Origin of the sequence: Oscillatoria nigro-viridis PCC 7112 (assembly GCF_000317475.1) — a bacterium.
GTDB classification, from domain to species: domain Bacteria; phylum Cyanobacteriota; class Cyanobacteriia; order Cyanobacteriales; family Microcoleaceae; genus Microcoleus; species Microcoleus nigroviridis.
Genome location: NC_019729.1, coordinates 1,986,669 through 2,011,787, shown reverse-complemented (window position 1 = coordinate 2,011,787; position 25,119 = coordinate 1,986,669). Strand labels below are relative to the sequence as shown.

The 25,119-nt window shown below is 45.5% G+C and carries 24 protein-coding genes; 12 read left to right on the top strand and 12 right to left on the bottom strand.

From position 1 onward, the window contains the following. Positions 1-53: 53 nt before the first annotated feature. From bioB to OSC7112_RS08560, 4 genes are all read right to left on the bottom strand, one after another. Positions 54-1,097 carry a biotin synthase BioB gene (bioB, locus tag OSC7112_RS08575; protein ID WP_015175534.1) on the bottom strand — a complete coding sequence of 348 codons (1,044 nt, stop codon included), beginning with the start codon at positions 1,095-1,097 and terminating at the stop codon, positions 54-56. A gap of 17 nt (positions 1,098-1,114) precedes the next feature. Then, entirely contained in the window at positions 1,115-2,419 is a 1,305-nt protein-coding gene (gene bioA / locus OSC7112_RS08570; protein ID WP_015175533.1) for an adenosylmethionine--8-amino-7-oxononanoate transaminase, read from the bottom strand. Between the two features lie 215 nt (positions 2,420-2,634). After that, the gene (locus OSC7112_RS08565; protein WP_015175532.1) at positions 2,635-4,047 is read right to left on the bottom strand and encodes an adenylate/guanylate cyclase domain-containing protein; all 1,413 of its coding nucleotides are present in this window, start codon (positions 4,045-4,047) and stop codon (positions 2,635-2,637) included. A 395-nt stretch (positions 4,048-4,442) separates the two neighbouring features. Next, positions 4,443-5,912: an adenylate/guanylate cyclase domain-containing protein gene (locus OSC7112_RS08560; protein ID WP_015175531.1), complete on the bottom strand. Its 1,470-nt coding sequence runs from the start codon at positions 5,910-5,912 to the stop codon at positions 4,443-4,445. A 306-nt stretch (positions 5,913-6,218) separates the two neighbouring features. On the opposite strand from OSC7112_RS08560, the gene OSC7112_RS08555 reads away from it, so the two are divergent. Both OSC7112_RS08555 and OSC7112_RS08550 read left to right on the top strand, forming a co-directional pair. Then, positions 6,219-6,968 (top strand): class I SAM-dependent methyltransferase, encoded by a 750-nt coding sequence (locus OSC7112_RS08555; RefSeq protein ID WP_015175530.1) that lies wholly within the window; start codon positions 6,219-6,221, stop codon positions 6,966-6,968. 147 nt (positions 6,969-7,115) lie between these two features. After that, on the top strand, positions 7,116-8,474 hold the full coding sequence (locus tag OSC7112_RS08550) for an FAD-binding oxidoreductase (protein ID WP_015175529.1): 1,359 nt from the start codon (positions 7,116-7,118) through the stop codon (positions 8,472-8,474). Positions 8,475-8,629: 155 nt separating this feature from the next. On the opposite strand, the gene OSC7112_RS08545 is transcribed toward OSC7112_RS08550, so the two are convergent. The 3 genes from OSC7112_RS08545 to OSC7112_RS08540 form a co-directional block, all read right to left on the bottom strand. Beyond that, entirely contained in the window at positions 8,630-9,013 is a 384-nt protein-coding gene (locus tag OSC7112_RS08545; RefSeq protein WP_015175528.1) for a hypothetical protein, read from the bottom strand. Positions 9,014-9,324: 311 nt separating this feature from the next. Continuing rightward, positions 9,325-9,492 (bottom strand): hypothetical protein, encoded by a 168-nt coding sequence (locus OSC7112_RS39525; RefSeq protein WP_190274352.1) that lies wholly within the window; start codon positions 9,490-9,492, stop codon positions 9,325-9,327. Positions 9,493-9,628: 136 nt separating this feature from the next. Beyond that, positions 9,629-10,519, bottom strand: coding sequence for an ABC transporter permease (locus OSC7112_RS08540; RefSeq protein ID WP_015175527.1), 891 nt, complete (start codon positions 10,517-10,519; stop codon positions 9,629-9,631). Between the two features lie 152 nt (positions 10,520-10,671). On the opposite strand from OSC7112_RS08540, the gene OSC7112_RS34410 reads away from it, so the two are divergent. The 5 genes from OSC7112_RS34410 to OSC7112_RS40855 are packed head-to-tail and all read left to right on the top strand — an operon-like array spanning position 10,672 to position 12,361. Continuing rightward, complete coding sequence (locus OSC7112_RS34410; RefSeq protein WP_015175526.1) at positions 10,672-11,193, top strand: hypothetical protein; 522 nt, start codon at positions 10,672-10,674, stop codon at positions 11,191-11,193. Positions 11,194-11,211: 18 nt separating this feature from the next. After that, entirely contained in the window at positions 11,212-11,631 is a 420-nt protein-coding gene (locus OSC7112_RS08530) for an element excision factor XisH family protein (protein WP_015175525.1), read from the top strand. Further along, positions 11,616-11,954 carry a XisI protein gene (locus tag OSC7112_RS08525; protein ID WP_015175524.1) on the top strand — a complete coding sequence of 113 codons (339 nt, stop codon included), beginning with the start codon at positions 11,616-11,618 and terminating at the stop codon, positions 11,952-11,954. The genes OSC7112_RS08530 and OSC7112_RS08525 overlap by 16 nt, the downstream gene beginning before the upstream one ends. A 17-nt stretch (positions 11,955-11,971) precedes the next feature. Next, positions 11,972-12,094, top strand: a complete 123-nt coding sequence (locus OSC7112_RS41695) for a hypothetical protein (protein WP_015175523.1) — start codon at positions 11,972-11,974, stop codon at positions 12,092-12,094. 57 nt (positions 12,095-12,151) lie between these two features. Further along, positions 12,152-12,361 carry a hypothetical protein gene (locus OSC7112_RS40855; protein WP_015175522.1) on the top strand — a complete coding sequence of 70 codons (210 nt, stop codon included), beginning with the start codon at positions 12,152-12,154 and terminating at the stop codon, positions 12,359-12,361. A gap of 102 nt (positions 12,362-12,463) precedes the next feature. Here OSC7112_RS40855 and OSC7112_RS08510 read toward each other — a convergent pair whose 3' ends face one another. Further along, the gene (locus OSC7112_RS08510; protein ID WP_015175521.1) at positions 12,464-12,988 is read right to left on the bottom strand and encodes a hypothetical protein; all 525 of its coding nucleotides are present in this window, start codon (positions 12,986-12,988) and stop codon (positions 12,464-12,466) included. A 33-nt stretch (positions 12,989-13,021) separates the two neighbouring features. Next, a complete protein-coding gene (locus OSC7112_RS08505; protein WP_015175520.1) occupies positions 13,022-13,522 on the bottom strand; it encodes a DUF2273 domain-containing protein in 501 nt (166 codons plus the stop codon). Positions 13,523-13,896: 374 nt separating this feature from the next. Here OSC7112_RS08505 and OSC7112_RS08500 point away from each other — a divergent pair, with 374 nt between their 5' ends. Both OSC7112_RS08500 and OSC7112_RS08495 read left to right on the top strand, forming a co-directional pair. Then, positions 13,897-15,336, top strand: a complete 1,440-nt coding sequence (locus OSC7112_RS08500; protein WP_015175519.1) for a helix-turn-helix domain-containing protein — start codon at positions 13,897-13,899, stop codon at positions 15,334-15,336. 31 nt (positions 15,337-15,367) lie between these two features. Then, a complete protein-coding gene (locus OSC7112_RS08495) occupies positions 15,368-15,982 on the top strand; it encodes a Uma2 family endonuclease (RefSeq protein ID WP_015175518.1) in 615 nt (204 codons plus the stop codon). A 578-nt stretch (positions 15,983-16,560) separates the two neighbouring features. Here OSC7112_RS08495 and OSC7112_RS08490 read toward each other — a convergent pair. The 3 genes from OSC7112_RS08490 to OSC7112_RS08480 all read right to left on the bottom strand — a co-directional run bounded on the left by OSC7112_RS08490 (position 16,561) and on the right by OSC7112_RS08480 (position 19,613). Further along, positions 16,561-17,583: a daunorubicin resistance protein DrrA family ABC transporter ATP-binding protein gene (locus OSC7112_RS08490; protein ID WP_015175517.1), complete on the bottom strand. Its 1,023-nt coding sequence runs from the start codon at positions 17,581-17,583 to the stop codon at positions 16,561-16,563. Positions 17,584-18,173: 590 nt separating this feature from the next. Next, on the bottom strand, positions 18,174-18,362 hold the full coding sequence (locus OSC7112_RS08485; RefSeq protein WP_015175516.1) for a hypothetical protein: 189 nt from the start codon (positions 18,360-18,362) through the stop codon (positions 18,174-18,176). 327 nt (positions 18,363-18,689) lie between these two features. After that, complete coding sequence (locus OSC7112_RS08480; protein WP_015175515.1) at positions 18,690-19,613, bottom strand: histone deacetylase family protein; 924 nt, start codon at positions 19,611-19,613, stop codon at positions 18,690-18,692. A 397-nt stretch (positions 19,614-20,010) separates the two neighbouring features. On the opposite strand from OSC7112_RS08480, the gene gyrA reads away from it, so the two are divergent. The 3 genes from gyrA (at position 20,011) to OSC7112_RS08465 (ending at position 25,010) form a co-directional block, all read left to right on the top strand. After that, positions 20,011-22,722, top strand: coding sequence for a DNA gyrase subunit A (gyrA, locus tag OSC7112_RS08475; protein WP_015175514.1), 2,712 nt, complete (start codon positions 20,011-20,013; stop codon positions 22,720-22,722). A 118-nt stretch (positions 22,723-22,840) separates the two neighbouring features. Then, entirely contained in the window at positions 22,841-23,497 is a 657-nt protein-coding gene (locus OSC7112_RS08470; protein ID WP_317623939.1) for a Uma2 family endonuclease, read from the top strand. Positions 23,498-23,717: 220 nt separating this feature from the next. Beyond that, positions 23,718-25,010, top strand: a complete 1,293-nt coding sequence (locus OSC7112_RS08465; RefSeq protein WP_015175512.1) for a 3'-5' exonuclease — start codon at positions 23,718-23,720, stop codon at positions 25,008-25,010. The last annotated feature ends 109 nt before the right edge of the window (positions 25,011-25,119 follow it).

The window sequence follows — 25,119 nt, the reverse complement described above, 5'->3', positions numbered from 1 at the left end:
ACGGCACGGCCGTGTCCTACTCTATTTCATCCGATTGACAACTGGTAGAAGAGTTACACAACCAGGGTTTTTTGTTCGGATTTGGTAACTGCTGAATCAGCTTCTAAGACAGAACCTTCGGGGGATTCGATCGCAAATCCCGCATCTCGAATCATGTCCCAATCTTGATGGGCAGCTTGTCCGGGAGTTGTCAGATAATCGCCAACAAAGATAGAATTAGCGGGGTAGAGTCCCAGAGGTTGCAGCGATCGCAAATGCACCTCCCGTCCCCCAGCAATCCGAATTTCTTGACTGGGAAGCAAAAATCGGAACAAACAGAGAATTCGCAAACATTGGCGGGGAGTTAACCTGTTCACATCTGCAAATGGCGTTCCGGGAATCGGAATGAAAAAGTTAACGGGCACGCTAGTAACGCCCAATTTGCGAAGCGAAAGCGCTAAATCGATCGCATCATCATCCGATTCGCCCATCCCCAAAATTCCGCCCGAACAAGTTGTGATTCCCGCTGCTTTTACGTGTTCGACGGTTTCCACCCGATCGCCAAAAGTGTGAGTGGTGCAAATGTCCGTGTGATATGATTCGGAAGTATTGAGATTGTGATTTACGCGATCGACTCCAGCTTTAGCCAGCCGGTGAGTTTGTTCCTCGCTCAACAATCCCAAACAAGCGCAAATTTTCAGGTTATAATTTGCCTTCACAGTCTCGACAGCATCCAAAACGCGATCGAAAGTAGATGCGCTGGGTTGGCGGCCCGAAATCACCAAACAAAACGTACCAGCTTTTAAGTCTGCTGCGCGTTGGGCGGCATCCAGAATTTTCTCCTTAGCTAAAAGCGGATATTTCTCAATTTCCGCAGTCGAAATTTTTGACTGAGAACAATAATGGCAATCTTCAGGACAAAGCCCGCTTTGAGCATTTAACAAATAATGCAGCCTGACTCGGTTTCCCCAGTAGTGGCGGCGCACCCGGTAAGCTGCGTTTAGTTGTTCCAGCAAAACCTCATCCGGTGCGCGCAATACGGCTAAAGATTGCTCGCGAGAGAGACATTTGCCCGCCAGCGCGTCGTCAGCCAAATCGTTCCAATTGGGTAAATTCATTACTAAAATTAAAGGGTTTACAGAGTATCCAAAACCTGACGAATCACCCGATAAATCGATTCTAGTTCATCAGGAGAAATGCAGTAGGGGGGCATCAAGTAAAGCGTATTTCCCAAGGGGCGGAGCAAAAACCCCGCTTCGAGAAATCTGGCTTTCAAAACAGAACCGATGTCATTAAAATAACCGGAAACGCCGTCCGTTTTCACATCCATTGCTGCGATGGTGCCGCAAGTCCGAATCCGTTCGAGTTTAGGATGATTTCTCAGCCATTGATTCAGATATTTGCGGTGCAGTTTTTCCATCCCTTGATAAACATTTGGGTTTTGCTCCAAAAGCTCCATAGATGCTACACTCACCGCACAAGCTAAAGGATTTCCGGTGTAAGAATGACTGTGAAAAAAAGCTTTGTCCGGTTCATCTCGCCAAAAAGCTTGATAAATATCCTCCGATGCCATTGTGACAGCAATTGGCAAACAGCCGCCAGACAATCCTTTAGACAAACACAGGATATCCGGTGAAGTTGCAGATTTAACCGAGGCAAACAGTTCGCCCGTGCGGCCAAAACCCGTCATTACTTCATCGTAAATCAACAATACATTAAACTGGCCCGCAAGTTGTGCGATCGCCTGCAAAAACTCAGGGCGGCACATTCGCATTCCCCCGGCACCTTGCACCAAAGGTTCGATAAAAATTCCCGCATAGCCGCCCTGCTTTAACAAAAACTCCAATTTTTCTAAACTCGCCGCCTCCTTGCTTTCCACCTCCTCATCGCCGTCAAAAGTCGCAGGAAAAGGAACAACATCCCCAGCAAACATTAAAGGTGCAAAAGATTCCCACCACAGCGAACTTCTGCCAGCAGACATCGCGCCCACAGTATCGCCGTGATAACCTCCCTCAAAACTAATAAAGCTAGTGCGATTAGTTTCTCCGAGATTTTGCCAATATTGAAATGCCATTTTCAGAGCAACTTCAACAGCAGTCGATCCGTTATCAGAAAAGAAAATCCGCGTTAAAGAAGCAGGCGTATGAGTTAGCAATTTACTCGCAAGTTTCTGGGCAGGTTCGTGAGTAAATCCGGCAAAGATTACGTGCTCTAAATTTTGAGCTTGTGCGTAAAGAGCCTCAGCCAGAACCGGATGGCTGTGCCCGTGAACTGTCACCCACCAACTAGAAATGCAGTCGAGAATTGGCCGCCCGTCTGCTAATTCCAGCACCGATCCTTTGCCGCGAATTACCTTCAGCGGCGGGGCAGCCGTTTTCATTTGCGTGAAGGGCTGCCAAATTGGTGAAAGTGAAGAATTATGTTCCTGATTCGCAGTCATTTTTACCCATACAACTAATATCAAGTCGCCTTTTAATATAGCAATTTTAGCTCACTTGTGAACTTTTTATTTTTGATTCTTTCTTCTTCTCTTCCTTCGTGTCCTTAGCGTCTTCGCGGTTCGTTCAAAAAAAATCGAGTTTGGTGTTAAAGGCGGCTGCCCTGCAACGTCTGCCGCCAGATCACGTATTCCCGGGCGATGGTTAAAATAGTCAGTTATAATTTTCTGCCTTTGAGCAAATAAGTCGTCATAGATCCTTTGCCTTTAACATTAATTTTACCGCGCTTTTCCAACAAATACTTATCGCACAGCAACTCATAAGTTGAGTTGCTAACTTGAATTTTACCCGGAAGTCCCTGAGATTCCATGCGGCTTGCTGTATTCACAGCATCTCCCCACAAATCGTAAATAAACTTTTTAGTGCCGATGACACCTGCTACAACAGGCCCAGTATTAATGCCAATGCGGATATTGAGAGGTTTACCGCATTCGTCGCGGAATTTCATAATTTCTTGCTGCATTTCCAGGGCCATTTCGGCAATAGATTCGGCGTGATTTGTACAGGGAAGTGGCAAACCGCCTGCTACCATATAATTGTCGCCGATCGTCTTAATTTTTTCTAAGCCATATTGTTCGCTTAAGCGATCGAAAGCTGAAAATATTTTGTTAAGTAATTCTACTAATTCTTCAGGAGATGTGCGCGAAGATATTTCGGTAAAGCCCACAATATCAGCAAACAAAACCGTAACCTCGGCAAATCCGTCCGCAATATTTATCTGACCTTGTTTTAGGCGATCGGCAATCATTACCGGTAATATATTTAGTAATAAACGTTCCGACTTTTCTTGTTCGGCGCGCAATACTTCCTCAGCTTGTTTCCGCTGTGCAATTTCCTTGTAAACTCGGTGAAACATTTGATTAAATGCTACCATGAGTTCTCCCAACTCGTCATCGCGCTTGACAGACAGAGAGTAGAAATCAGGTTTTTCTCGATCTTTGCTCAAAGCGTCTCCAGCAGCGATCAAGTCATCGCGCAATCTCAAGATAGGTGAAATTACTGTCACCCCTAAAAAAAACATAGTCACAGAAGTGACAAAGGCTGATATAATGATGACTAGAACCGCAATCCGCCCGATAAATGCGTATAGTTCCGGTTGAACGGTGGAAGCATCGTGGCGAACAATTAAGATGTAATCGCCTCCCAAATGTCGCTCCGTCCACGCAATATCGTAGCGATTGCCATCGAAATTGTGACTGTGAACTATACGAGATTTTTTTAGTTGCTCTAAACTGATTTCTGGGGGTTCGCCAAGTGTATATATTAGTTCACCGTTAGCTTGGTAAATAGATAGTCCTAACACTACTTGAGAATCCTTAGTAATATTTTTTACTTCTTCTTGCAAGAAAGTGCGATCGGAAATATCTTGTTGGAGCAAAAACTCTAGGGAATCAACAGTCGCCCGAGATACCTGTTCTAATTGACTTAAAAGTTCATTTTCTCGCCGAAAATAAGAGGGAACTAAAATAATTCCCTCTATCACAAGAATGCTAGCAAATATCCACAAAGCTATTTGCCTAGACAAGCGAGATTGAAAAAATTTTAAGAATGAGAAAATTCGCACTTGCATAAAAATTACTATTTGACAATGGGCTAATTTAGGACATACAAAAAGAAACCGGATTTCTGGTAATTAATAAATTTGGGGTCGATCGACAAAGCAACTGCACAGAAACCGAGTTTCTCACCTCCCCTGTGTAATTCCTGTAATTTTCAGCAGTCAACAGCCAGCATCTATTAACTGTTAGTTCTTGGTTGACGACTAACAACGAATGACTGATGACCCACCCAAAAACGGATACCAGCCCCCGACTTAACTCGTGGATATATAAAAATTTTAGACCAAAGTTCAAGCTCCCAGATTCACCTGTGCAGTAAATCTCAAATCTCAAATCTCAAATCTCAAATCTCAAATTGACTGACTTCGGACTAACTAGCAGACCCCTTGATAATATAATAAACAAATTAAGCCAAAATTGCGCTGACTAACCTGCCTGCAAGCAGATAAGTATTCATATCGCCCTTGCCTTTGACGTGGATAATTCCTCTCTCTTCAAACAGATACTTATTTTGCAAGATATCGTAAGTTGATTGTGTGACTTGAATCGCGCCGGCAATCCCGTGGGATTCCATGCGGGCTGCTGTATTGACGGCATCGCCCCAGAGGTCGTAAATAAATTTTTTAGTGCCAATAACCCCCGCAATTGCAGGCCCGGTATTGATGCCGATGCGAATGTTGATTCCTGCATGATGTTTGGCATTAAATTTTGCTAATTCCTCCTGCATATCTAAAGCCATTTCCGCAATGCTTTCGGCGTGGTTGGTGCTGGGGTTGGGCAAACCTCCGACTACCATGTAAGCATCTCCAATTGTTTTGATTTTTTCCAAGCCGTACTTTTCCGTTAAACCATCGAAGGCTGAAAAAATTTCGTTGAGAAAATCGAGCACTTCTTCGGGAGATATTTGTGCTGACAGCGCGGTAAAGCCTACGATATCCGCAAACAAAATCGTGACTTCTGCGAAGCCGTCAGCAATACTGCTTTGACCATCTTTTAGCTTAGCAGCAATGGACTCGGGTAAAATATTCAGCAGCAGGCGATCGCACTTTTCCTGTTCTTTTACCAATTCTACATTAGTTTCTTGCAATTGTGCCGTGCGTTCCCTCACGCGCTGTTCTAATTGTTTAGCATTTTGGCGCAACCTGCTGATAGATAAAGTTAATCCTGTCACCCCTAAAAGTGAAAGTCCTACTAACAGTAAAAACAGGTTTTTAAGTTCGCTGCGAGTATTTTTAGTGATGGTATCGAGAGGTTGAGTAATTTCTAATATCCCCCGCACATCTCCCACTTTCCAATCATTTTTAGGACTGTAGGGGTGAGTATTGTGACAGTTAACGCAGCTAGCAGTTAGAATATCCGCCTCGGCATATCGAAAGGCTGGTTTGCCGCGAAAATCCTCACGTCTAAAAAACTTTTGTGTCGGATTTTGCGTCAAATACGTAATAGCTTGTTGTTCAAAATCGTCTCGAGCTCCACCTTCTTTTCGCCGCCAGGGAAACGGGTAGTTGCTGTAGAGACGAAGTGATACTTCGGGATTTTTTGTGCTGATATGGTTGCCCAGTTCTATTAAGAAAGTGGCCGGTACGGGAACAGTTACTTTTGTGGGGTTGTAGTCGTGGGTAAAGTTAATTGCTTTAGCAGTGTTGAGAGGATTGACAACATCGGAACTGTAAAGCGTGCGGGCTTCTTTAATAGCTTGGGCATAGAGGGTAGCATTTTGGAGGGCTTGCGATTCGATTAGGGTGGAGGAAAGACGAGACATATTTGCCATCGCTACTCCTACACCTACACAAAATAAAATTGTCACCGCAAGGAGAATTCGCTTATAAATTAATTGGCTGATGGCAGCCCGAATTCGAGAAATCAACTGGCGCATGGTATCCTCAAGTGTGAGGTTTAATCTTGATGGGAATTTATGCACTACTAACATAACACTGCTTTTTCAGACTGTTTTGCTGGCGTCTGGGGTAAAGCAAGACTCTCTGAGTGCAACCGAGGGTTAATTATTGTTTACCGCGAGTGTTTCGCTTATCCGTAAGAATACGCATAACTTTAGAGTGGTTTTCTGTTGAGTGAAGTACAGATGATCGAGTAAGGATACGGCGCCGTGCTCTGTCCCTACTTCACGCACTTTTTGTTCTATCTCGGTTAGGATAGCAATTGTAGTCTATGGTTGGCGATCGTGAATCCTGACTCTACTGCCTCACCGGCGCGCAATGAAATTTATCCGGGAGAAGTTTTCGTCAATACTGCTGATTTTGATACCGGCATTCGGCGACTTTTACCTAAATATGACGAAATGTTGGATGTATTAGCAGGCTGCATTGCTAACACAAACTACCGCATTTTAGAACTCGGCTGCGGTACGGGGGAACTCACTGTAAAAGTTCTCCAACGCTACCCGTCTGCGGAAATAGTGGCTGTCGATTACTCGCCGCGAATGCTTGATTTTGCCCGCGCCAAAATAGAGTCGGCAGGATACGCAGCCCGGTGGACTGGAATAGAAATGGATTTTGGAGAATGGGCGAACAATCCAAATTTATCAGGCTTGGGCGATAAATTCAATGCTTGCATTTCCTCTCTGGCAATTCACCATCTTGAGGACGAGATGAAGTTAAAATTGTTTCAACGGATTCGCGAAAGTTTAAATGCTGGTGGCTGTTTTTGGAATGCCGATCCTCTTTTAGCAGAATCAGCAGCAATGAAAGATATTTATCAAGCGGCGCGAGAAGATTGGTCGCTAAATCAGGGGGAAACGTTAGCACAAATTCGGGCAAATGTGGGGACGAGTGTCTCTTGCGGATATTCTAATCCCGATCGCCTAGCTACACTTTCGGCACAGTTGGAAATGCTGGTAAAAGCTAGATTTGAGACTGTTGCAGTGCCTTGGAAATACTACGGTATGGCGGTGTTTGGGGGATTTGTTAATTGAAAAAAGCAGTCTTGGAGGCAGAACTTCTATATGTAGGGTGCGCCGGGCCGCGCACCTTACTACTTAAATAAAGATTGCAGTTAGTATTTTAGGTTACTAAGTTCTGCTCGATCAAATATATAATACTGCCAGCATGGAGGAAACAAAATGACTGCAACTGCGATTCAAAGTATTGACTGGGATGCTTTTTATTCGGAACTTTCGGGAATTGAAATAATTAGCGATCGCGCGCAAGTTGTCAAGCTATCTCAAGACTATTATCACTTCAGTCCTGTTTTGCAACCTCTCTTAAGTGATAAAACAGGAGATTTAGTAGTTCGTCCCGCCAGCGAAGCCGAAGTTTTGCGGATTGCTGCAGCCTGCGTCAAATCCCAAATTCCGCTAACTGTCAGAGGTGCAGGAACTGGCAATTACGGGCAGTGCATTCCCCTCAAGGGCGGCGTCATTTTAGATACCAGCAAAATGAACAGTATCCGCTGGATAAAACCGGGTTTAGCTTGCGTAGAACCGGGGGTGAAAATGTCGGTTTTCGACAAACAAGCGCGAGAAACTGGTTGGGAATTGCGGATGCTTCCCTCAACTTATCGCACCGCAACGATTGGGGGATTTATCGGCGGCGGTAGCGGGGGAATTGGTTCGATAACTTACGGGCAATTGCGCGATCGCGGAAATCTTCATGCCGTTCGAGTCGTTACAATGGAAGACGAGCCCCGCGTCATCGAATTGCGCGGCGATGAAGTGCAGAAAGTCAATCACGCTTACGGCACAAATGGGATTATTACTGAGTTAGAAATTCCTCTCGCCCCTGCTTATGCTTGGGCGGAAATCATCGTCGCTTTTGACGATTTTATGAGATCGGCAAACTTCGGTCAAGCTTTGGGGGATGCTGATGGAATTATCAAAAAACTAATTTGTGTTTGTGCTTGGCCGATTCCTGCTTATTTTGCGGCTTTCCGCGATGCAATTCCTGAAGGTAAGCACTGTGCTTTGTTAATGGTAGCTGAATCTTGTCTGGAACCGCTGCAAGATTTGGTGCGCGAATATGGCGGCACAATTTGCTATCAAAAAAACGCGGCAGCAGCGAGCAAAGGTGCAGCAATTGCTGAATTTACTTGGAATCATACAACTCTGCACGCTCGCAGCGCTGACCCGTCTCTGACTTATTTGCAGACGCTTTTTCCCCCAGATAAAGGTTTGAAGTTAATTGAGGAACTGTACAATTATTATGGGGATGAGGTGATAATGCACTTGGAGTTTTTGCGGATGAATGGCAGGGCGATCGCCGCGGCTTTGCAAATAGTTCGCTACACTACGGAATCACGGCTCAATGAAATTATTCGCTATCACGAAGAGCAAGGCGCACTGATTGCTAATCCTCATACTTATATATTGGAAGATGGAGGGATGAAAAGTATTAATGTGGAACAGTTGCAGTTTAAAGAGTTGGTCGATCCTTACGGTTTGCTTAATCCGGGTAAAATGCGGGCGTGGTTGGAACGGGATTAAGGGCGATAGTGTTTAGTTTAGATCGTTCGGCGGTTGAAACCGCTCCTACACAAACAAAGTCCGCCTTCGCGGACTAAGAAATCAAGATTAAAACTCGGCGGTTGAAACCGCTGCTAGACAAACGAAGTCCACTCCAAGCGGACTAAGAAAGCAATTTAAGGGACAGGGGCGGTAATTTCTGTAGGTGCGATCGCCCCTTCAGAAGGTACAGCTTGCTTTTCCAGTAGTAGGCGCTGTTTGTTCCGATATTCTGCAGCAGCATCGTTCAAATTTTGGCGCTGTTCGCTGTTAAATTCTTCCATGCTGCGGCCGCCTCCCAATTGGGATCTGTGAATTAAATCAAATATTGCGCTGCCGCTGCTGCGGCCGGAAAATGGGTCGGTATTGTCTTGAGTTTGAAAGTCTTGCAGCGGTTGGGCGTTATTTAAACCGCTGGCTTGAGCGAAGCTGGCTTGAGGCGAGAACAGAGCACAGGATGCGATCGCGCTGGCAGCAATCCCCATCATCAATTTGTCCGATTTAGAAGCTTTGGTGTTCATAATTTATTAGTTGAACTTTCAAAAAAACAATTCTATCTAAACAATATTCTGACTTGCGACTAAATATTATATTACTTCGCTGGGGTTAAGCACAGAGCAATGCCTTTCGTCGTGTCAACTTAAGCTTTTAGTCCGCCAGTCCTCCCGCTGGCCCGGCATTCCGCCAGGGAATGAATTCCCTGTCTCATAGCTAAAGTCCTCTCAAAGAGGACTGAAGAACTCATTAGTCCTCTCGCTGACCCGGCAGTCCGCCAGGGAATGAATTCTCTGTCTCATAGCTAAAGTCCTCTCAAAGAGGACTGAAGAAGTCATTAGTCCTCTTTCAGAGGACTTTGGCTTTGAGGCTGTTGTTTCAACCGCTGACGGACTATGGGTTTTACCTTAAGTTGACACGAGGAACCGCTTACCCAGCAGTCCGCCAGGGAATGAATTCCCTGTCTGATAGCTAAAGTCCTCTCAAAGAGGACTGAATAAGTCATTAGTCCTATGCAAGAGGACTTTCGCTTTGAGGCTCTTGTTTCAACCCCTGACGGACTATCGGTTTTACCTTAAGTTGACACGACGAAAGGCATCCTAGAATTGACGGTGCAGGTGAAACGATCGCCCCGCCCTTCCTCACGCAAACCTGCGTCTCAGCAGCGGTTGAATGCTCAGCAGCGCCACCAAATCAAACGCCAGCAGCACTAATAGGGCTCCTCCAAAGGTAACATTACCCCAAGGAGCGTGCATCACGACACTGGCTAGGGACCAATCGCTGTGCAGGTACAGGTAGCGGATGGGTTCGATCGCGTAACTCAGAGGATTGAGAGTCACCACAACTTGCAGCCACTCTGGCATAAACGACAGCGGCGCGAGGGCTGTGCTGGCAAATAACAGCGGCAAGTTAGTAACAAAAATTACCGCTATTAATTCTACGTGGCCGGGAAGGGCGAAGGCTAAACCCAGACTCAAGCCGGTGACGCCCAAAACTAACAGCAGGACAATTAGGGCGATCGCCCCCAGTCCGGCAATTCCAGGCAATCCCGCGCCCAAAAACGCTCCCGCCGTAACGATTGCGCCGGTTTGGATCAAACTCAGGGTGACGATGAAAATAGCCGAAGCGAGGACGATCGAAAATCTCGAAGCCAGCGGCGCGACTAACAGACGGTTGAGAAATCCGAACTCGCGATCGAACATAATCGGCAAACCGGCATTCAGCGCCCCGGCAAAGGCTGTAAAAACGATCACGCCGGCACCGAGAAATTGTCCGTAATTCTGGCTTTCGCCGAACAAGCCGGAGGGAGCATTTTCAAACAGAGCTCCGAACAAAACCAACCACATCAGGGGCTGAATAATGCCTGCAACTAGCGTCGAGGGGCGGCGCTGCAATTGAATAAACAGGCGCTTGGTTAAGGCGAGTGTTTCTTGGATGAAGTCGCCCAGCAGGGAACTGGAAGTGTCAGCGGATGCCGTGGAGAGTGGCCGCTGCTGGTTGAGGTTGTTGGGGGATGTAACAGTACCGCTCATAATTGCTTGCGCTGATTTTGATTAAATCTAACTCTCTTTACAGTAGCAAGTCTGGAGGTATTGGTGGTGTTGGGCGGGCGATCGCTCTAAAATTGAGAATAAGCTCATCAAATATGCTAAATAAAAACTTGATTTACTAGGAGGATAAAGCTATGTCATCAAGGGCGTTAGCGAAGCCCTCGAAGAGGATCGCCACTTTGGTCGAAATTATGGAATCTCTGCCGGAAACTCTGCAAGATAGAGTTGTTGAACACCTGCGAGAATACATTCTGAAATCAAATATTACTGTTCCTGTCAACCCGGACGGTAAGTTAGAAATTCCCGCTGAGATTGAGGCTCAACTGAAGCCTGGGGATAGATATGCAGTTACAGTGACAGGAGATAGTATTGTTTTTGAGAAGGTAGCAGGTTTCCACTGGAAGGAATGGGAACGGCGAGTAGAAGCAGCGAGTCCAGATCCTGATGAGTTAACAATGAAAGAAATTTGCGAACTTGTCAGGGAAGTACGTCGCGATAAAGGTTTCGACTGGGAGGAACTGCGACGGCATAGAGAGTCTTTACCACCCGATCCTAATCCGATGACAATGGAGGAAATTTGCGAACTTGTCAGGGAAGTACGTCGCGAGAAACGTTTGGAAAGAGAGTCGCAACTAGGATATAATCGTATTGATTAAAAATTGACTTCTTCCAATATGCCAGCCAAAGACCTATATCACAATGTTGTCAAAAATGCCCTCATCAAAGACGGATGGAGAATTACCCACGATCCCTTGAGATTAAAATGGGGAATTAAAGATATGTACGTCGATTTGGGCGCAGAGCGGATTTTAAGTGCTGAGAAGGCTGGACAAAAAATAGCTGTAGAAGTCAAAAGTTTTGTGGGCGCATCAGACATGAATGACCTGGAGAATGCCCTGGGTCAATACTTAGTTTACCGTTCTGTAATCGCTAGAACTGAACCAGATAGAAAGCTCTATCTAGCTATTACACAATCAGTTTTTAGCGAATTATTGTCTGAACCGCTTGGTCAAATTATTAGAGCCGATTATCAAGTATGTTTAATCGTTTTTGCCGAACAAAATGAGGAGATAGTACAATGGGAACCTTCTTAGAAAATTATCGTTGCATTATCAAAAAGATTCTGACTGAATATGCTCAAATACCTTATGCTTATGGAGATATTCAGATTCAAACGGTTTTTGATAGCGATTCCGACCGTTATTTGCTAATGATATTGGGGCGTGAAAACGATATCAGGGTTCACGGATGTTTAGTTCATGTTGATATTATTGAGGGGAAAATTTGGATTCAAAGAGATGGAACTGAAGAGGGAATTGCCAATGAGTTAGTAGCGGGGGGAATCCCCAAAGAACAGATTGTTTTGGGATTTCGTTCTCCCAATATTCGGCAGTACACGGGATTTGCTGTAAATTAAATATGGAGGATAAAGTTATGTCATCAAGTGCGTTAGCGAAGCCCTCGAAGAGGATCGCAACTTTGGTCAAAATCATGGAATCTTTGCCAGAAACTCTTCAAGACAAAGTGGTTGAACATTTGCGAGAATATCTTGAATAATTAAGGGATGAAGAGGAGTGAAATTTATCTTGTGAGAACACACAACAATCGCTGATTGTGGCTGCACAGCGCGCCAAACAGGAAATTTTCGCAGGAAAAGCACAGCCATTAGATATTGATATAGATTTAGAAATACCAACACTAGCCGACTATCCCAGTCGCCGAGAATTTATGCAATTGCCGCTTGAAGAGAGGCGAATCATTCTAGCAAAACAAGCTGAGGGAATGTTGCAGCATTACCAGGAAGATAGAGAATGGCAAGAATGAGAGTATCAGTAGTCTCTTATAAAGAGCGATCGCACTTGGTTTAAGTAAGGGCGATCGCAGACTTACAACTTAGCATTCGCAGGTTACGCAGTCAAAAGGCAGTTATGGTTTAGCAGCTTTAACATCTTCAACCATTTTAATCGCCTCTTTGATTGCAATTTGACCGCTTTCTACGGCGCTAATTAAATCCTGAGCGTCTTTCGGGCTAATTAAATTGAGCCTGACGGGTTCTTTCAAGGAAACAATAAATTTATTTTTATCGCTGTCTTCCAGCTTAGAGGCTGTTTCTTTGGCTTTAATATCTCTTGCCTGTTGTTTTAAGTTTTCAAGCATTTCTGCTTTTTTTCCATCGTCAAAATTGCCATCAAATATTCGTTTTACCCCTACAAGAGCAGCAGCACCTAAAAGTGCACCGCCAACAACTAATCCTACGGGAGGTGCAACGGTTATTAACCCAAATAGAACTGGTACACCACCGAAAGCTGCCACCGCCGCACCAGCACCGGCAGCCCCCACTACACCAATGCCAATATCTGCTAAAATCCCTAATTTATCGTGTGGGTTTTTTTCCAGTTGCTCAATTGCCTTCAGAATTTGCTCTTTGGTTGGCGTTTTATTGGCCGACATATTAAACCTCAATCTTTTTGCTAATTTGGGCAGTTAAGCAGTGATGACGTTGCGGAAAATTGTATTGAAAACGTCTATCAGTAATTGAAAAAAATCTTTGGCAATCTCAATAATCTCTTGAACAATTCCAATAATTCCATCAGACACCTCTTTGCCTCGATCGAGTCGGTGGCCGGCTATTGCACCAATTGGGATACCCAGCGCTGTTGCCAAAGGTTCTAATAACGGGCCGACAAATGGTATCGAACTTGCCAAAATTCTTACAGCAACACCAACAGCAACCCCTATCGCTAAATGGGGATGCGCTTTGACAAATTCTATGATTTTAATGAGGAGAATTTTGCCGATAAGTAAAACTTTGTTAGCAGCTTTTTTCGTGTATGTGGCGAGTTCATGCAGCCGCATCGAGACTTCATGCGGCAAGCCGATATCATTTAACCACACATACAAGTCGCTGCTACTCATTGCATCAGCATCGACTTGCCAGAGAGCCATTTTTAAATTAGCTTGCGGTAGGGATAATGCACTAGACATAATTTTTTATCCTGTTGGAAACTACCAAATTTTTACGAACATTTCACGAGGCGAAAATCCCCTAGACATTGCTCACCGATGCAGCCACATTTTGAGCAACTTTTTGAACCGTTAGGGATGGACGGTGCTTTCTGGCATAGTTGCGCCAGTCAGATTTACATTGTTAAAATCTTTTAGGTTGCCTAAGATTGTTTTCAAGCCCGTTATTAAATTTTAATTTAATTTTTATGTATTGGAAAGTAGGAGAATGTCACAATTTGCCAGGAGTTAATAAAATTAGCTAGCCGTTAAAAGTCATATTTTGTCCTTCTTAGCCATAAAACGTCAGAAAAAGTCTGATACAATAGATAAAACCTCCTACATTTACCCAATAAATGGATGTTCAAGAACTCTTAAGGTTGGCCGATGGCTTGGTGTTCGCTAAGACGGGCAAACGATTGGACGATCTGCAACAGGCAGTAGTACGGGGAACGTGGCAAGGTAAAAGATACTCCGAAATTTCTAAAGAGGTTCATTGTACTGAACGCCATGTCAGAAATGTTGCATCAAAGTTATGGCAAACTCTTTCAGAAATATTAGATGAAGATGTAATGAAATCAAATTTGCGCTCCACGATGGAGAGGTATGAATTTTCTCAAGTTTCAAATTTTGGTGATTTTAATTTTGTACAAAACAAAGGTAACATCAACGTTTGCACAGAAACCTCACGCCCTCCAAAAGCTCCACAACACTCACCCCCTACACAAACCTCAAATGAAGACAACACCCAACAGAAACCGCGACTCGATTTAAGAGATGCACCGGAGATCAAAACCTTCTACAACTACCCCAACTCACCCCTCACCGCCCTCGAAACCTGGATTCTAGAGCAAAACTGCCGCCTCCTCACCATCACAGGCATGGCAGGCACCGGCAAAAGTACGATCGCCCGTCACCTCATCCCCCAAATTCAAACTCAATTCGATCGCATCATCTGGCACAGTCTCCGCACCTCCCCACCCCTCGAAACAACCCTCAAAAACCTGATTCAATTTCTATCAGATAAAACCCCCCCCAACCCCCCCTTGGTAAGGGGGGGCGAAGAGGGGGTTTTCCCCGCCAACATCGATGCTCAGTTGTCAATCCTAATAGAAACATTGCGCGAAAATCGCTGTCTCATCATCCTCGATGACGTGCAGCAAATTCTCAGCAGCGGGCAACTTGCAGGACATTATAAACCCGGATATGAAAACTACGGAACCCTATTTAAACTCATCGGCGAACTTCCCCACAATAGCTGCTTAATTCTCAATAGTTGGGAACCTCCCTCAGACATCATCACATTCACCGACGATTATTCAGCAGTATGTTTGTTGCAGTTAACCGGTTTAGGTGAAGCCGCAACAGAAATTTTTAGAGAAAAGGGTTTGTTGGATGAAGAAGCCTGGCCAGACTTGATTAACCTTTATCAAGGTAATCCCCTGTGGTTAAAATTAGTCGCTCAAACCATTAACAACTTATTTGGCGGTAGAGTATCTCAATATTTAAGCTATCAACCAGTATTTTTATGTGACGAATTGACACCGATATTGCAGCAGCACTATCAGCGGTTGTCCGAAATAGAAAAACAGGCTATCTGCCTAATCAGCAATGAAATTGAGCCTGTTTCCTTTACCGAATGGATGGCAAAATGTCAAGGGTCGCAAGGCGAATTATGTAAAGCAATTCAATCTTTAGCCAGACGGGGAATTATCGAAAAATTGAGCGGTGAAACTGAAACCGTTTTCACGATTTCACCTGTGTTAAAACAGTATGTTAAAATGGTTGCAGAATAGTCCTAAATATATAGCTAAATGAGAGCCAACCATGACCGCAACTCCTACCCAACCTAAGCAGATGCTCAGTTTCGAGCAATTTGTCAAGCAACTTCCCGACGAAGAAGGCCGCTATGAGCTTGTGAATGGAGAAATTGTGAGAATATTACCAATCCGACTGCACGAAACCCTCGCTGAATTTCTTTCAGACGCTTTCAAAGACGAGGTAAAAAGACTCAAGCTCAACTACTGGGTATCTGGCCGAATTGTGGTGAGGACGTTAACTCCAAATGGTAAAGAACAAGGCCGCCATCCTGATGTGAGTGTAGTAGATAAAACGGTCTGGGACTCAGCTCCTTTCGCTTACTCAGCACTAATTGAACCGCTGCAATTAGCAGTAGAGATAGTATCAACAAATTGGGAAGATGATTATATCGACAAGCTAGATGAATATCAGCGGCTGGGAATTTCTGAATATTGGATTGTCGATTATTTAGCTTTGGGCAGCAGAAACTATTTGGGCAACCCGAAAGAGCCGACTGTTTTTGTTTACCTGCTCGATGAAAATGGCGTTTATCAAATGACTGCTTACCGAGGGACTGAGCGAATTATATCCCGAACTTTCCCAGAATTAGCGCTGACAGCAGAGCAAGTGTTAGATGTCTGATATCAAATATGCCGAAAAGATAAGAATACAGCAATCCTCCTTGGTTTCAACTTAAACCGAAAGACCGCCAGGGAATTAATTCCACGGGGCTTTTAGCTAAAGTCCTCTTGCATAGGACTAATGAGTAATGATTTCTTCAGTCCTCATAGCGAGGACTTTAGCTTTGAGGCAGGGAATTCATTCCCTGCCGGACTTCGGGAAAGAGCGTTAAGTTGACATAAATGAGCAATACTATGTCCCTAGAAATAATATCAAATTGGATTAAATAACCATAGCCGCAGCATAGTTAACCCTCAAGATTGTTTTTGGGCTAACAAGCCCGATCGCACAACGCCCAGATCCGGTTAAATGCCTAACAAACGCTGACGGAGGGAATCTGCTAATTGCTCGCGATAATATAGGACTAAGCCCCAAAAAACCCGGTTTATTAGGAAAATCTGGTTTGGCGACGAGAAATCTGTGAATAAACCGGGTTTCTGACCCCGCGCGCTGAGCTTCAGACATCTCCAAAAAAGCTAGTATAGAACAGGCAAGATGCCTGTTCCACAATAATTATTGGACAGGTTTATTAAACTAAACTACGATCGCATCGCCTGTTTTTGCTCGGCCTTCAAATCGCGGTTGCTAGCAGCAGCCAACTCGGCATCCAACAGCGTCTTACCAGTCGCAGCCAAATACACATCATCCAAACTCGGCCGAGATTGAGCAATCCCAAAAGTAGGAAGTCCCGCATTTTTCAAAGCTTGCTGAATAGTCACCAGCGCGTCGCTTTGCGGTGTTACTACTAAATTGAGAGAATTTCCTTGGGCCGTATTGACAATTACTTCCTGCACAAAAGGCAGAGATTGCATCAGAGTTTTGGCTTTTTCAGCTTCTTCGATCGGCGAAAACTCCCGAATCCGCAAAGTCACTCGATCGCCCCCAACCCGATTTTTCAACTCCTCCGGCGTGCCCTGTGCAATCACCGTACCGTTGTCAATAATCGCCACGCGATCGGCCAAAGCATCCACTTCTTCGAGATAATGGCTGGTAATCAAAACCGTCGTACCTTCTTCCCGCAAGCGCCGCAGGAAATCCCACACAACCACCCGACTTTCAATATCGAGCCCGACAGTCGGTTCGTCTAACACCAAAACATCCGGCTGGTGCAGCAATCCAGCAGCCAAATCCAAGCGTTTGCGGATACCGCCGGAATAAGTACCCGTCTTTTTATTTTCCCACTCTTCCAAACCGAGGAGTTTCACCATTTTGTCAATCCGCCCTTTAATCGTATGGCGCGGCAAATGGTAAAGCGCTGCTTGCAGTTGCAGGAGTTCCCGCCCCGTCAGCACCTTATCGAGAGCCACTTCTTGGGCGACGTAGCCTAGTCTTTGTCTGGCAATTCTCGGCTGGCTGACAGCAGAAATGCCAGACACTTCAATGCGTCCGCTATCGGGCGCACTCAAAGTACAAAGTACCCGCAGGGTTGTGGTTTTGCCTGCACCGTTGGGGCCTAGCAAACCAAATATTTCCCCCGGTTCTACCTTGAAGGAAACATCTTTAACGGCTTCTACAGTGCCGTAGCGTTTCTGAAGATTTTCAATTAAAACGGCGGGAGCCATATATTTTGGGGATGAACTGGTTGTTAATATTTTGACACTTCCGGGCTCAAATTGCCGGAATGCTCGATCGACCTATGCGACTCGGTGTGCTTGTACGATCGCACACTCCTCCTCAACCGGAAACTGCTTCTCGTTTTGATTCTTAATGCCCGTTTTAAAAAAATTAACTTTCTAGCGGTTCTCAACCCTGATATTCATCAGTTTTCCCGCTCTCCAATCTCCCGTCTCACCCCCAAAAAATTATGAGTTTTGAGTTAATTATAACTTCTCAGTTAGTAACTCAAAACTCACAATTGTTCAACAAGTAGAGATGCACCCGAAACCTGTGATTTTATAATTATCTCTACCTATAGGCTGATGTGTAGCGAGATTTTGATAATTAACACTCTGGTCAAAGACATCACACTTTCTAGCCAACTATTAAACACAAAAAACTTCCCGAAGTGGCAAGTTCTACTTTTAACGAGTTCCCCAAAAAATGTAACTGTATGCCCGTGATCTCAACCCCGATAGTTATCAGTAATTACCAATTCTTTAATCGAAAATCGAAAATGGTATTAACTCCCCTACAGAGAGTGGCTGCCACCTCTTTAATCGACAATTTTTACCCAACCGCGGCGAACGTTGTACAGCAGTCGGTTGATGATGGCATACTCATCTTCATTCAGTGTTCTTTCTAAGAGGGCAGATCTGAGCTGTCTCCGGTCGTGGCGAGTCACGACGCTGGAGAACATGACCTGACCAAATAACTCTTCGAGTGTCATTTGGGAGACTGACATGATAAACCTCCTAGTTGATTGAGACAGATAAAATTTTAACAGGCTTGTTGTATTTGTATTATGCACTCTGGGAGAGATTTCCAAGGCGATCGAAAACATTGACACGGTGTGATTTTTCGGATAAAAATCTGTGACCGAGACTTTGAGGCCCAGTGACTTGGATCTCTTAAATTGGTGATGCTTGTCACTAAAGTCAGAAGGAAGAAGTCAGAGGGAAGAAGTCAGAAGTCAGAGGGAAAAAGACCTTCAAGGGCGATCGCCCTCAAAAACTCTCAATCTTATCCTCATGGCTTCTCAACCTCATTTTCCCCTACACCAATTTTCCAGCTAATTGAGGCATCGGTCAATAGTCGCCACAACCGACTCGGCCAACTCTTTCAGCGCGTAACCCCCCTCCAAACCAAAGGCGATGCGGCGGGTGAGTTGCAGGCAGTATCCGGTGAAAGTACCGAAATCTGACGGCATCAGAGTCATGCTCGCCAGCGGATCGGACGCAGTAGCGTCATAACCAGCGCTGACAATCAACAAATCCGGTTCAAATTTGGACAAAAAAGGCACGACAAGAGATTCAAAGGCGCTCAGGTATTCAGCGATGCCGCCGCCCGGATAGAGGGGAATGTTCAGCACGTTGTCGTAGGAACCGCGCTCCTCGGCATCTCCCGTTCCCGGATAGCACGGAGATTGATGCAGGGAACAGTAGGCAATTTGGCGGCAGTTTTCCACCAAAGATTGAGTGCCGTTGCCGTGGTGCACGTCCCAGTCGAGGACGGCGACGCGGTTGATTCCCGGCTGTTCCAGGGCGTAGCGAGCGGCGATCGCAGCATTGGAAAACAAGCAAAAACCCATGGCGCGGGCGTTTTCGGCGTGGTGTCCCGGCGGTCTCGCCAGCACAAAAGCCGGTTCCCCCGCAGCCACCACTCGATCGACCCCATCGAGCCAAGCACTCGCAGCCAGCAGCGCTACGTCGTAACTTTCTGCAGAAATCGGCGTATCGCCGTCGAGGTAGCCGCCTCCCCGATGAGCCAAATGTTGGACTTCTTTGATGTATCTTTGCGAGTGAACTTTTTTGATAGCCGAGAACAGTTGTTGTTCGCGCTGCGCCACTGGGGTGGGCAGTTGCCACTCAATTTGATCCGCCCAGGGAGCAGCTTTCAGAGCGTTGACGATCGCCGTTAAACGTTCTGGTCGCTCTGGGTGAAGCATTCCAGTCTTGTGCAGCAAGAAATCTTCGGAGTAGATGACGGGTAGCATCGGCTGATTTTAGATTTTAGATTTTAGATTTTAGATTTTTAGTTTGCTTTAAGAAGGCCTTCGGTTTTGTGAAATTCAAATTGCGATCTGGCAACCCTTTTATTTTTTTAGATTGCCTTCAAAAAAACTCACCAAAGCATGAAAGCCTTCCCCCTAAAAAACCCTTTCTAGCTTTTGCCAATTGATGACTAAATCACCAACTGCTTTCCTTACGAATTTACATTGTTTCGTCCCTTAATTTTTCTAGCAACTTTCCCATAAAGTCAAAGGCAAATTGTGATATAATTTCAGGAGTAATTTGCAATATTTGGCAGCTCTACTGAATCCAAACCGATTTTATCGCATTTTTGAGATTTATAGCCGTCAAATTTAAATTTTTAACGGAGTTTTTCAACCTATGAGCACCTCTGAGTCGCGGATAATCCCGACGGATCTGGGTAATGAGATGTCCCGATCGTACTTGGAATACGCCATGAGCGTAATTGTCGGTCGGGCGCTACCAGATGCTAGGGACGGTCTCAAGCCCGTTCACCGACGCATTCTCTACGCCATGAACGAATTGGGCTTGGCTCCCGATCGACCTTTCCGCAAATGCGCCCGCGTCGTGGGGGAGGTGCTGGGCAAGTATCACCCGCACGGAGATACAGCGGTTTACGACGCCCTGGTGCGGATGGCTCAGGATTTCTCCATGCGGGAACGCCTGATCAACGGCCACGGCAACTTCGGCTCCGTTGACAACGACCCGCCCGCTGCCATGCGTTACACCGAGTGTCGCCTCACAGCTTTGACCAGCGACTCCATGCTGCGCGACATCGACTCGGAAACAGTTGATTTCGGCGACAACTTCGACGGTTCCCAGCAAGAACCCCTCGTACTGCCGGCACGCATTCCCCAAATTTTGCTCAACGGTTCCTCCGGGATTGCTGTAGGGATGGCAACCAACATTCCGCCGCACAATTTAGGCGAAATAATTGACGGTTTAGTAGCACTAATCCACAATCCAGCAATTACCGACCTGGAATTGATGCAGTACATCCCCGGCCCGGACTTTCCCACCGGAGGGCAAATTCTGGGCAGAAGCGGCATTCGCGATGCTTACACTACCGGGCGCGGTTCGATTACAATGCGCGGAGTCGCCAGCATTGAAACCATCGAACATCCCGGCCGCCCCGACAAAGAAGCAATTATTATCACCGAATTGCCTTACCAAACAAACAAGGCAGGGCTAATTGAGAAAATTGCCGAACTTGTCAACGACAAAAGATTAGATGGAATTTCCGACATTCGCGACGAAAGCGACAGAGACGGAATGCGGATCGTGATCGAACTCAAGCGCGACGCCTATCCCCGCGTCGTCCTCAACAACCTCTACAAACAAACACCCCTCCAAGCCAACTTTGGAGCCAATATGTTAGCGCTAGTAAACGGGGAACCCCAACTACTTACGCTCTCCCAATTCCTCAATGTCTTCCTAGACTTCCGCATTGAGACAATTACTCGCCGGACTCAATACGAACTCCGCAAAGCAGAAGAACGCGACCACCTTCTGCAAGGCTTATTAATTGCCCTAGAGAACTTAGATGCAATTATTCACCTAATTCGCGCCGCTGCCGACTCCGCAGCAGCCAAACAGGAATTGATGGATAATTACGGTCTTTCGGATCAGCAATCCGATGCAATTCTGCAAATGCAGCTCAGGCGTTTGACAGCATTAGAAGCGCAAAAAATTCAGCAAGAACACGAAGAATTGCGAGCTAAAATCGCGGATTTAGAAGATATCTTAGCGCGCAGGGAACGCATCTTAGAAATCGCCGAATTTGAAGCAGTCGAAATCCAAACCAAAATCGCCACTCCCAGACGCAGCGTCATCGAACACGCCGAAGGAGAAATCGATGAAAGAGATTTAATTGCCAACGAACAAGCAATTATTCTGATCACAGAGCAAGGCTATATCAAGCGGATGCCTGTCAGCACTTTCGAGGCCCAAAGTCGCGCTACTCGCGGCAAAGCAGGCGCGAAAATGAAAGAAGACGATGGAGTAGAACATTTCCTTTCCTGCTGCGATCACGACAGCGTTTTGTTCTTCAGCGACAGGGGCGTAGTTTACTCTGTCAAAGCTTATCAAATCCCCGTCTGTTCCCGGACGGCACGCGGCACTCCCGTGGTGCAACTGCTGCCGATTCCTATAGAAGAAAAAATCACTTCTATGGTGTCAGTCACAGAATTCACCAGCGAAGAATACTTAGTGATGCTGACTCGCGGCGGCTACATCAAGAAAACTGCGCTTTCCGCTTTTGGCAACATCCGCACTAACGGATTAATCGCCATTTCTCTAGAAGAAGGCGACCAACTGCGCTGGGTGCGGAGAGCAAAAGTGGATGACAGCATCATCATCGGCACGCGCCAAGGGATGGCAATTCATTTCCGCACCAATCACGAACAGTTGCGCCCTGTCGGCCGCGCGACGCGGGGTGTAAAATCAATGAAATTGCGATCGGGCGATGAGTTGATCAGCATGGACATTTTGCCCAGTTCAATTGTTGCCGAAATTGCTGAATTGGATGCAGAAGATTCGGAATTTGAGGGAGCTAATATTGCTCAATTAGAAATAGAAGACTCGGAATTTGAAGGGGCAGAAATTGCTGACTTGGAAAATGAAGAGGCGGAATTGGAAGATGAAGAATTAGAACTGCAAGCCGAGGAAATAGAAGGCGAAGAAGCCGAAGAAATTCAGAAAAATAGCAGCGGAGTTCCTTCCGTGTTGGTAATTACAACCAACGGCTACGGCAAGCGGGTTCCAGTTTCTCAATTCCGACTGCAAAGACGGGCTGGCAAGGGATTGACGGCTACTAAATTTAAGTCTAAAAAGGCTAAAGATTACGTAGCGGCGCTGCGAATTGTCAACGAAGATGACGAGTTGATGATCGTTACCAACCGAGGTATTATTATCCGTCAGGCTGTGAGTGCAATTTCTACTCAATCGCGCACAGCAACGGGCGTGCGGGTGCAGCGGTTGGACGAGGATGATTCGATCGTAGCTGTGGCTTTAGTGCCGCCTGCCGGTGAAGAATCGGCCGAAGAATCGGAATCTGAGGAAGTGGCAGAATAGTCATAGGTTAATAGTTTGTAAGGTGCGCCTAGCGCACCTTACTGCTGAATGGTAAAAATGCGATCGCCCCTACTCAGAAGTTTTCCCTCAAAAGTCAAAGATTTTTTCCGGTGAGGTAATGATGAGTCAACTCCAAACCAAACTACTAACTGATACCTGGGTTACAGCGACTTGGGATGAATATATAGAAATTATTAAACAGCCGGAGTACGATCGAGCAAAATGCTACTATTACAACGGACAGTTGAGGATTGAAATGGCTGCAGTCGGGCCCGATCGTGCTGATGACAAAGGAATTATCGTCATCTTAATAAATTTATTTGGCATTGCTAAAGGTATAAAAATGAGACTGCTGGTCAACTGTAGCTACGCCAAAACGGGTGTCAGAGGCGCTCAACCTGATGCTTCTTACTACATCGGAGACCGGGTGCAAACGGCACCTCGCGGCAGTTCGGTAGTGAATTTAGATAGCGCAGTTTCCCCAGATTTAGCGATTGAAATTGCCGACAGTTCTCTCGTTGACGATTTGGGGACAAAAAGAATGATTTATGAAGAATTAGGAGTGTCTGAGTATTGGGTAGTAGACGTACAAACAGCCCAAGTTATTGCTTTCAAAATAATTGCTAACCGGGGAAGCGAACGTCTGACGGAATCTCAAGTTTTGCCGGGGCTAAAAGTTGCTTTATTAGAGGAAGGTTTGCGCCGCAGTCGCCAGACGGACAATACAGAAGTCGGCAACTGGTTTTTAGAGGAAGTTCGCGGGAATCCTCAATAGTGCGATCGACTGCATTCTTTTGTGAAACTGAAGGCTAAAAACCCGGTTTCTACGAGTTTTGTGAACAGGAACGAGAAATATAGGAAGAAACCGGGTTTCTGAGGTTGGCGCGTCTCCAGGACACGGCAAAGCCATGTCCGGCGCTTGAATCGTTGACAATCGAGCCGATAATTGCTATAGCTTAATAGAATCAAAAAGTTAATAGCAAAAGTCTCTAAAAATGCCTTATTTAACAGCAGAAAACGACATCAAAGCACTCATCGCTAAATTTTACCAAGCTAAAATACTGTGGGTTGACACAGAAATAGCCGACTATAAATCCAACCCCAGATTATCTCTGATTCAAGTGTTAGCTGACTCCACAGATTCCACGGGAGATGCCACTTTTCTACTAGATGTCTTGGATAAACCTGAATTGGCAAAAGATTTTATCAACCAAATAATGGTCAATCCAGATATTGAAAAAGTCTTGCACAACGCCAGCTATGACATCCGATTTCTAGGCAATGACGACGCTCAAAATGTCACTTGCACATTACAAATGACGAAAAAGATTCCAGCTTACATTCTGCCATTACCTAATCGACAACTCAAAACTTTAATAGAAACACTTTGCGGCATTGCTTATGTAGATAAAACAGAACAAAGCGGCGATTGGGCCAAGCGTCCCCTGACCCAGAAACAGCTAGAATATGCCAAGATGGACGCGGTTTATTTAGCTGGACTGCATCGCCGCCTGCTAGAAATTCTTGCCCAATGTTATCCCGAACCCGCAACGGAAAACTTGACAGCATTGGGCGAAAAATATCAGGAAATAGAATCTCGGTGGAAGCCGCTAGATTCAGAAATCGCCGAAGTGAAAGAACGCATTAAAGCAGGGATGCTGGCCCAAAAGCTCAAAGACAGTTCTTATTTTGAGCTTTCCAGTTCGATAACGATGAAAGTAGATTTTATGACGCTGGCCAGACTGACGCAAACTGAGGGAATTGAGTTAAATTTTCCGGTAACGCTGACTAAAGAAATTCAAAAACAGTTAGGCCAACTCATCGCCGATCCATCTTTGGCAGTTGAGGAGATTGCGAGTTGGCGGTTAAATTCTAATGTACAGCAGCGGCGAAAATCTACTAAGAAAATTGCGCCGGAACCGGAGAGTGAGGATTTAACTGCATTGGGGGCAAGGTACAAAGAAATTTTGCCTGAATGGAAGTTGCTGGATTCTGAAATTGAGCATCTGAAAGAGCGCATTAAAAAAGCAATGTTGGTGCAAAATAAGGAAAATACTCCCCATTTTAAGTTATCGAGTTCCTCGATTTTGAAGGTAGATTTTGCTAGCTTGGCAAAACTTGCGCTATCTGTGGGAGTTGAGTTAGATTTTATGGTGCCGCTGACTCAATACATCCAAAAGCGGTTAGGCGAAGCGATTAACAAAATTGACGTGCAAATTGAGTATATTACCAGTTGGCGGATGACGGCTAAGACTGTGGAAGATGAAGATGAGGAAATCCCATTTTAACTACTAAAATATCATGTTTACTCTCATTTTTCTGTGTGATATCATGTCCGATCGATTGACCGCGATTAAAGGCTTAGGAAGGGTTTACAGATTTTCCCGTTTCTATTCA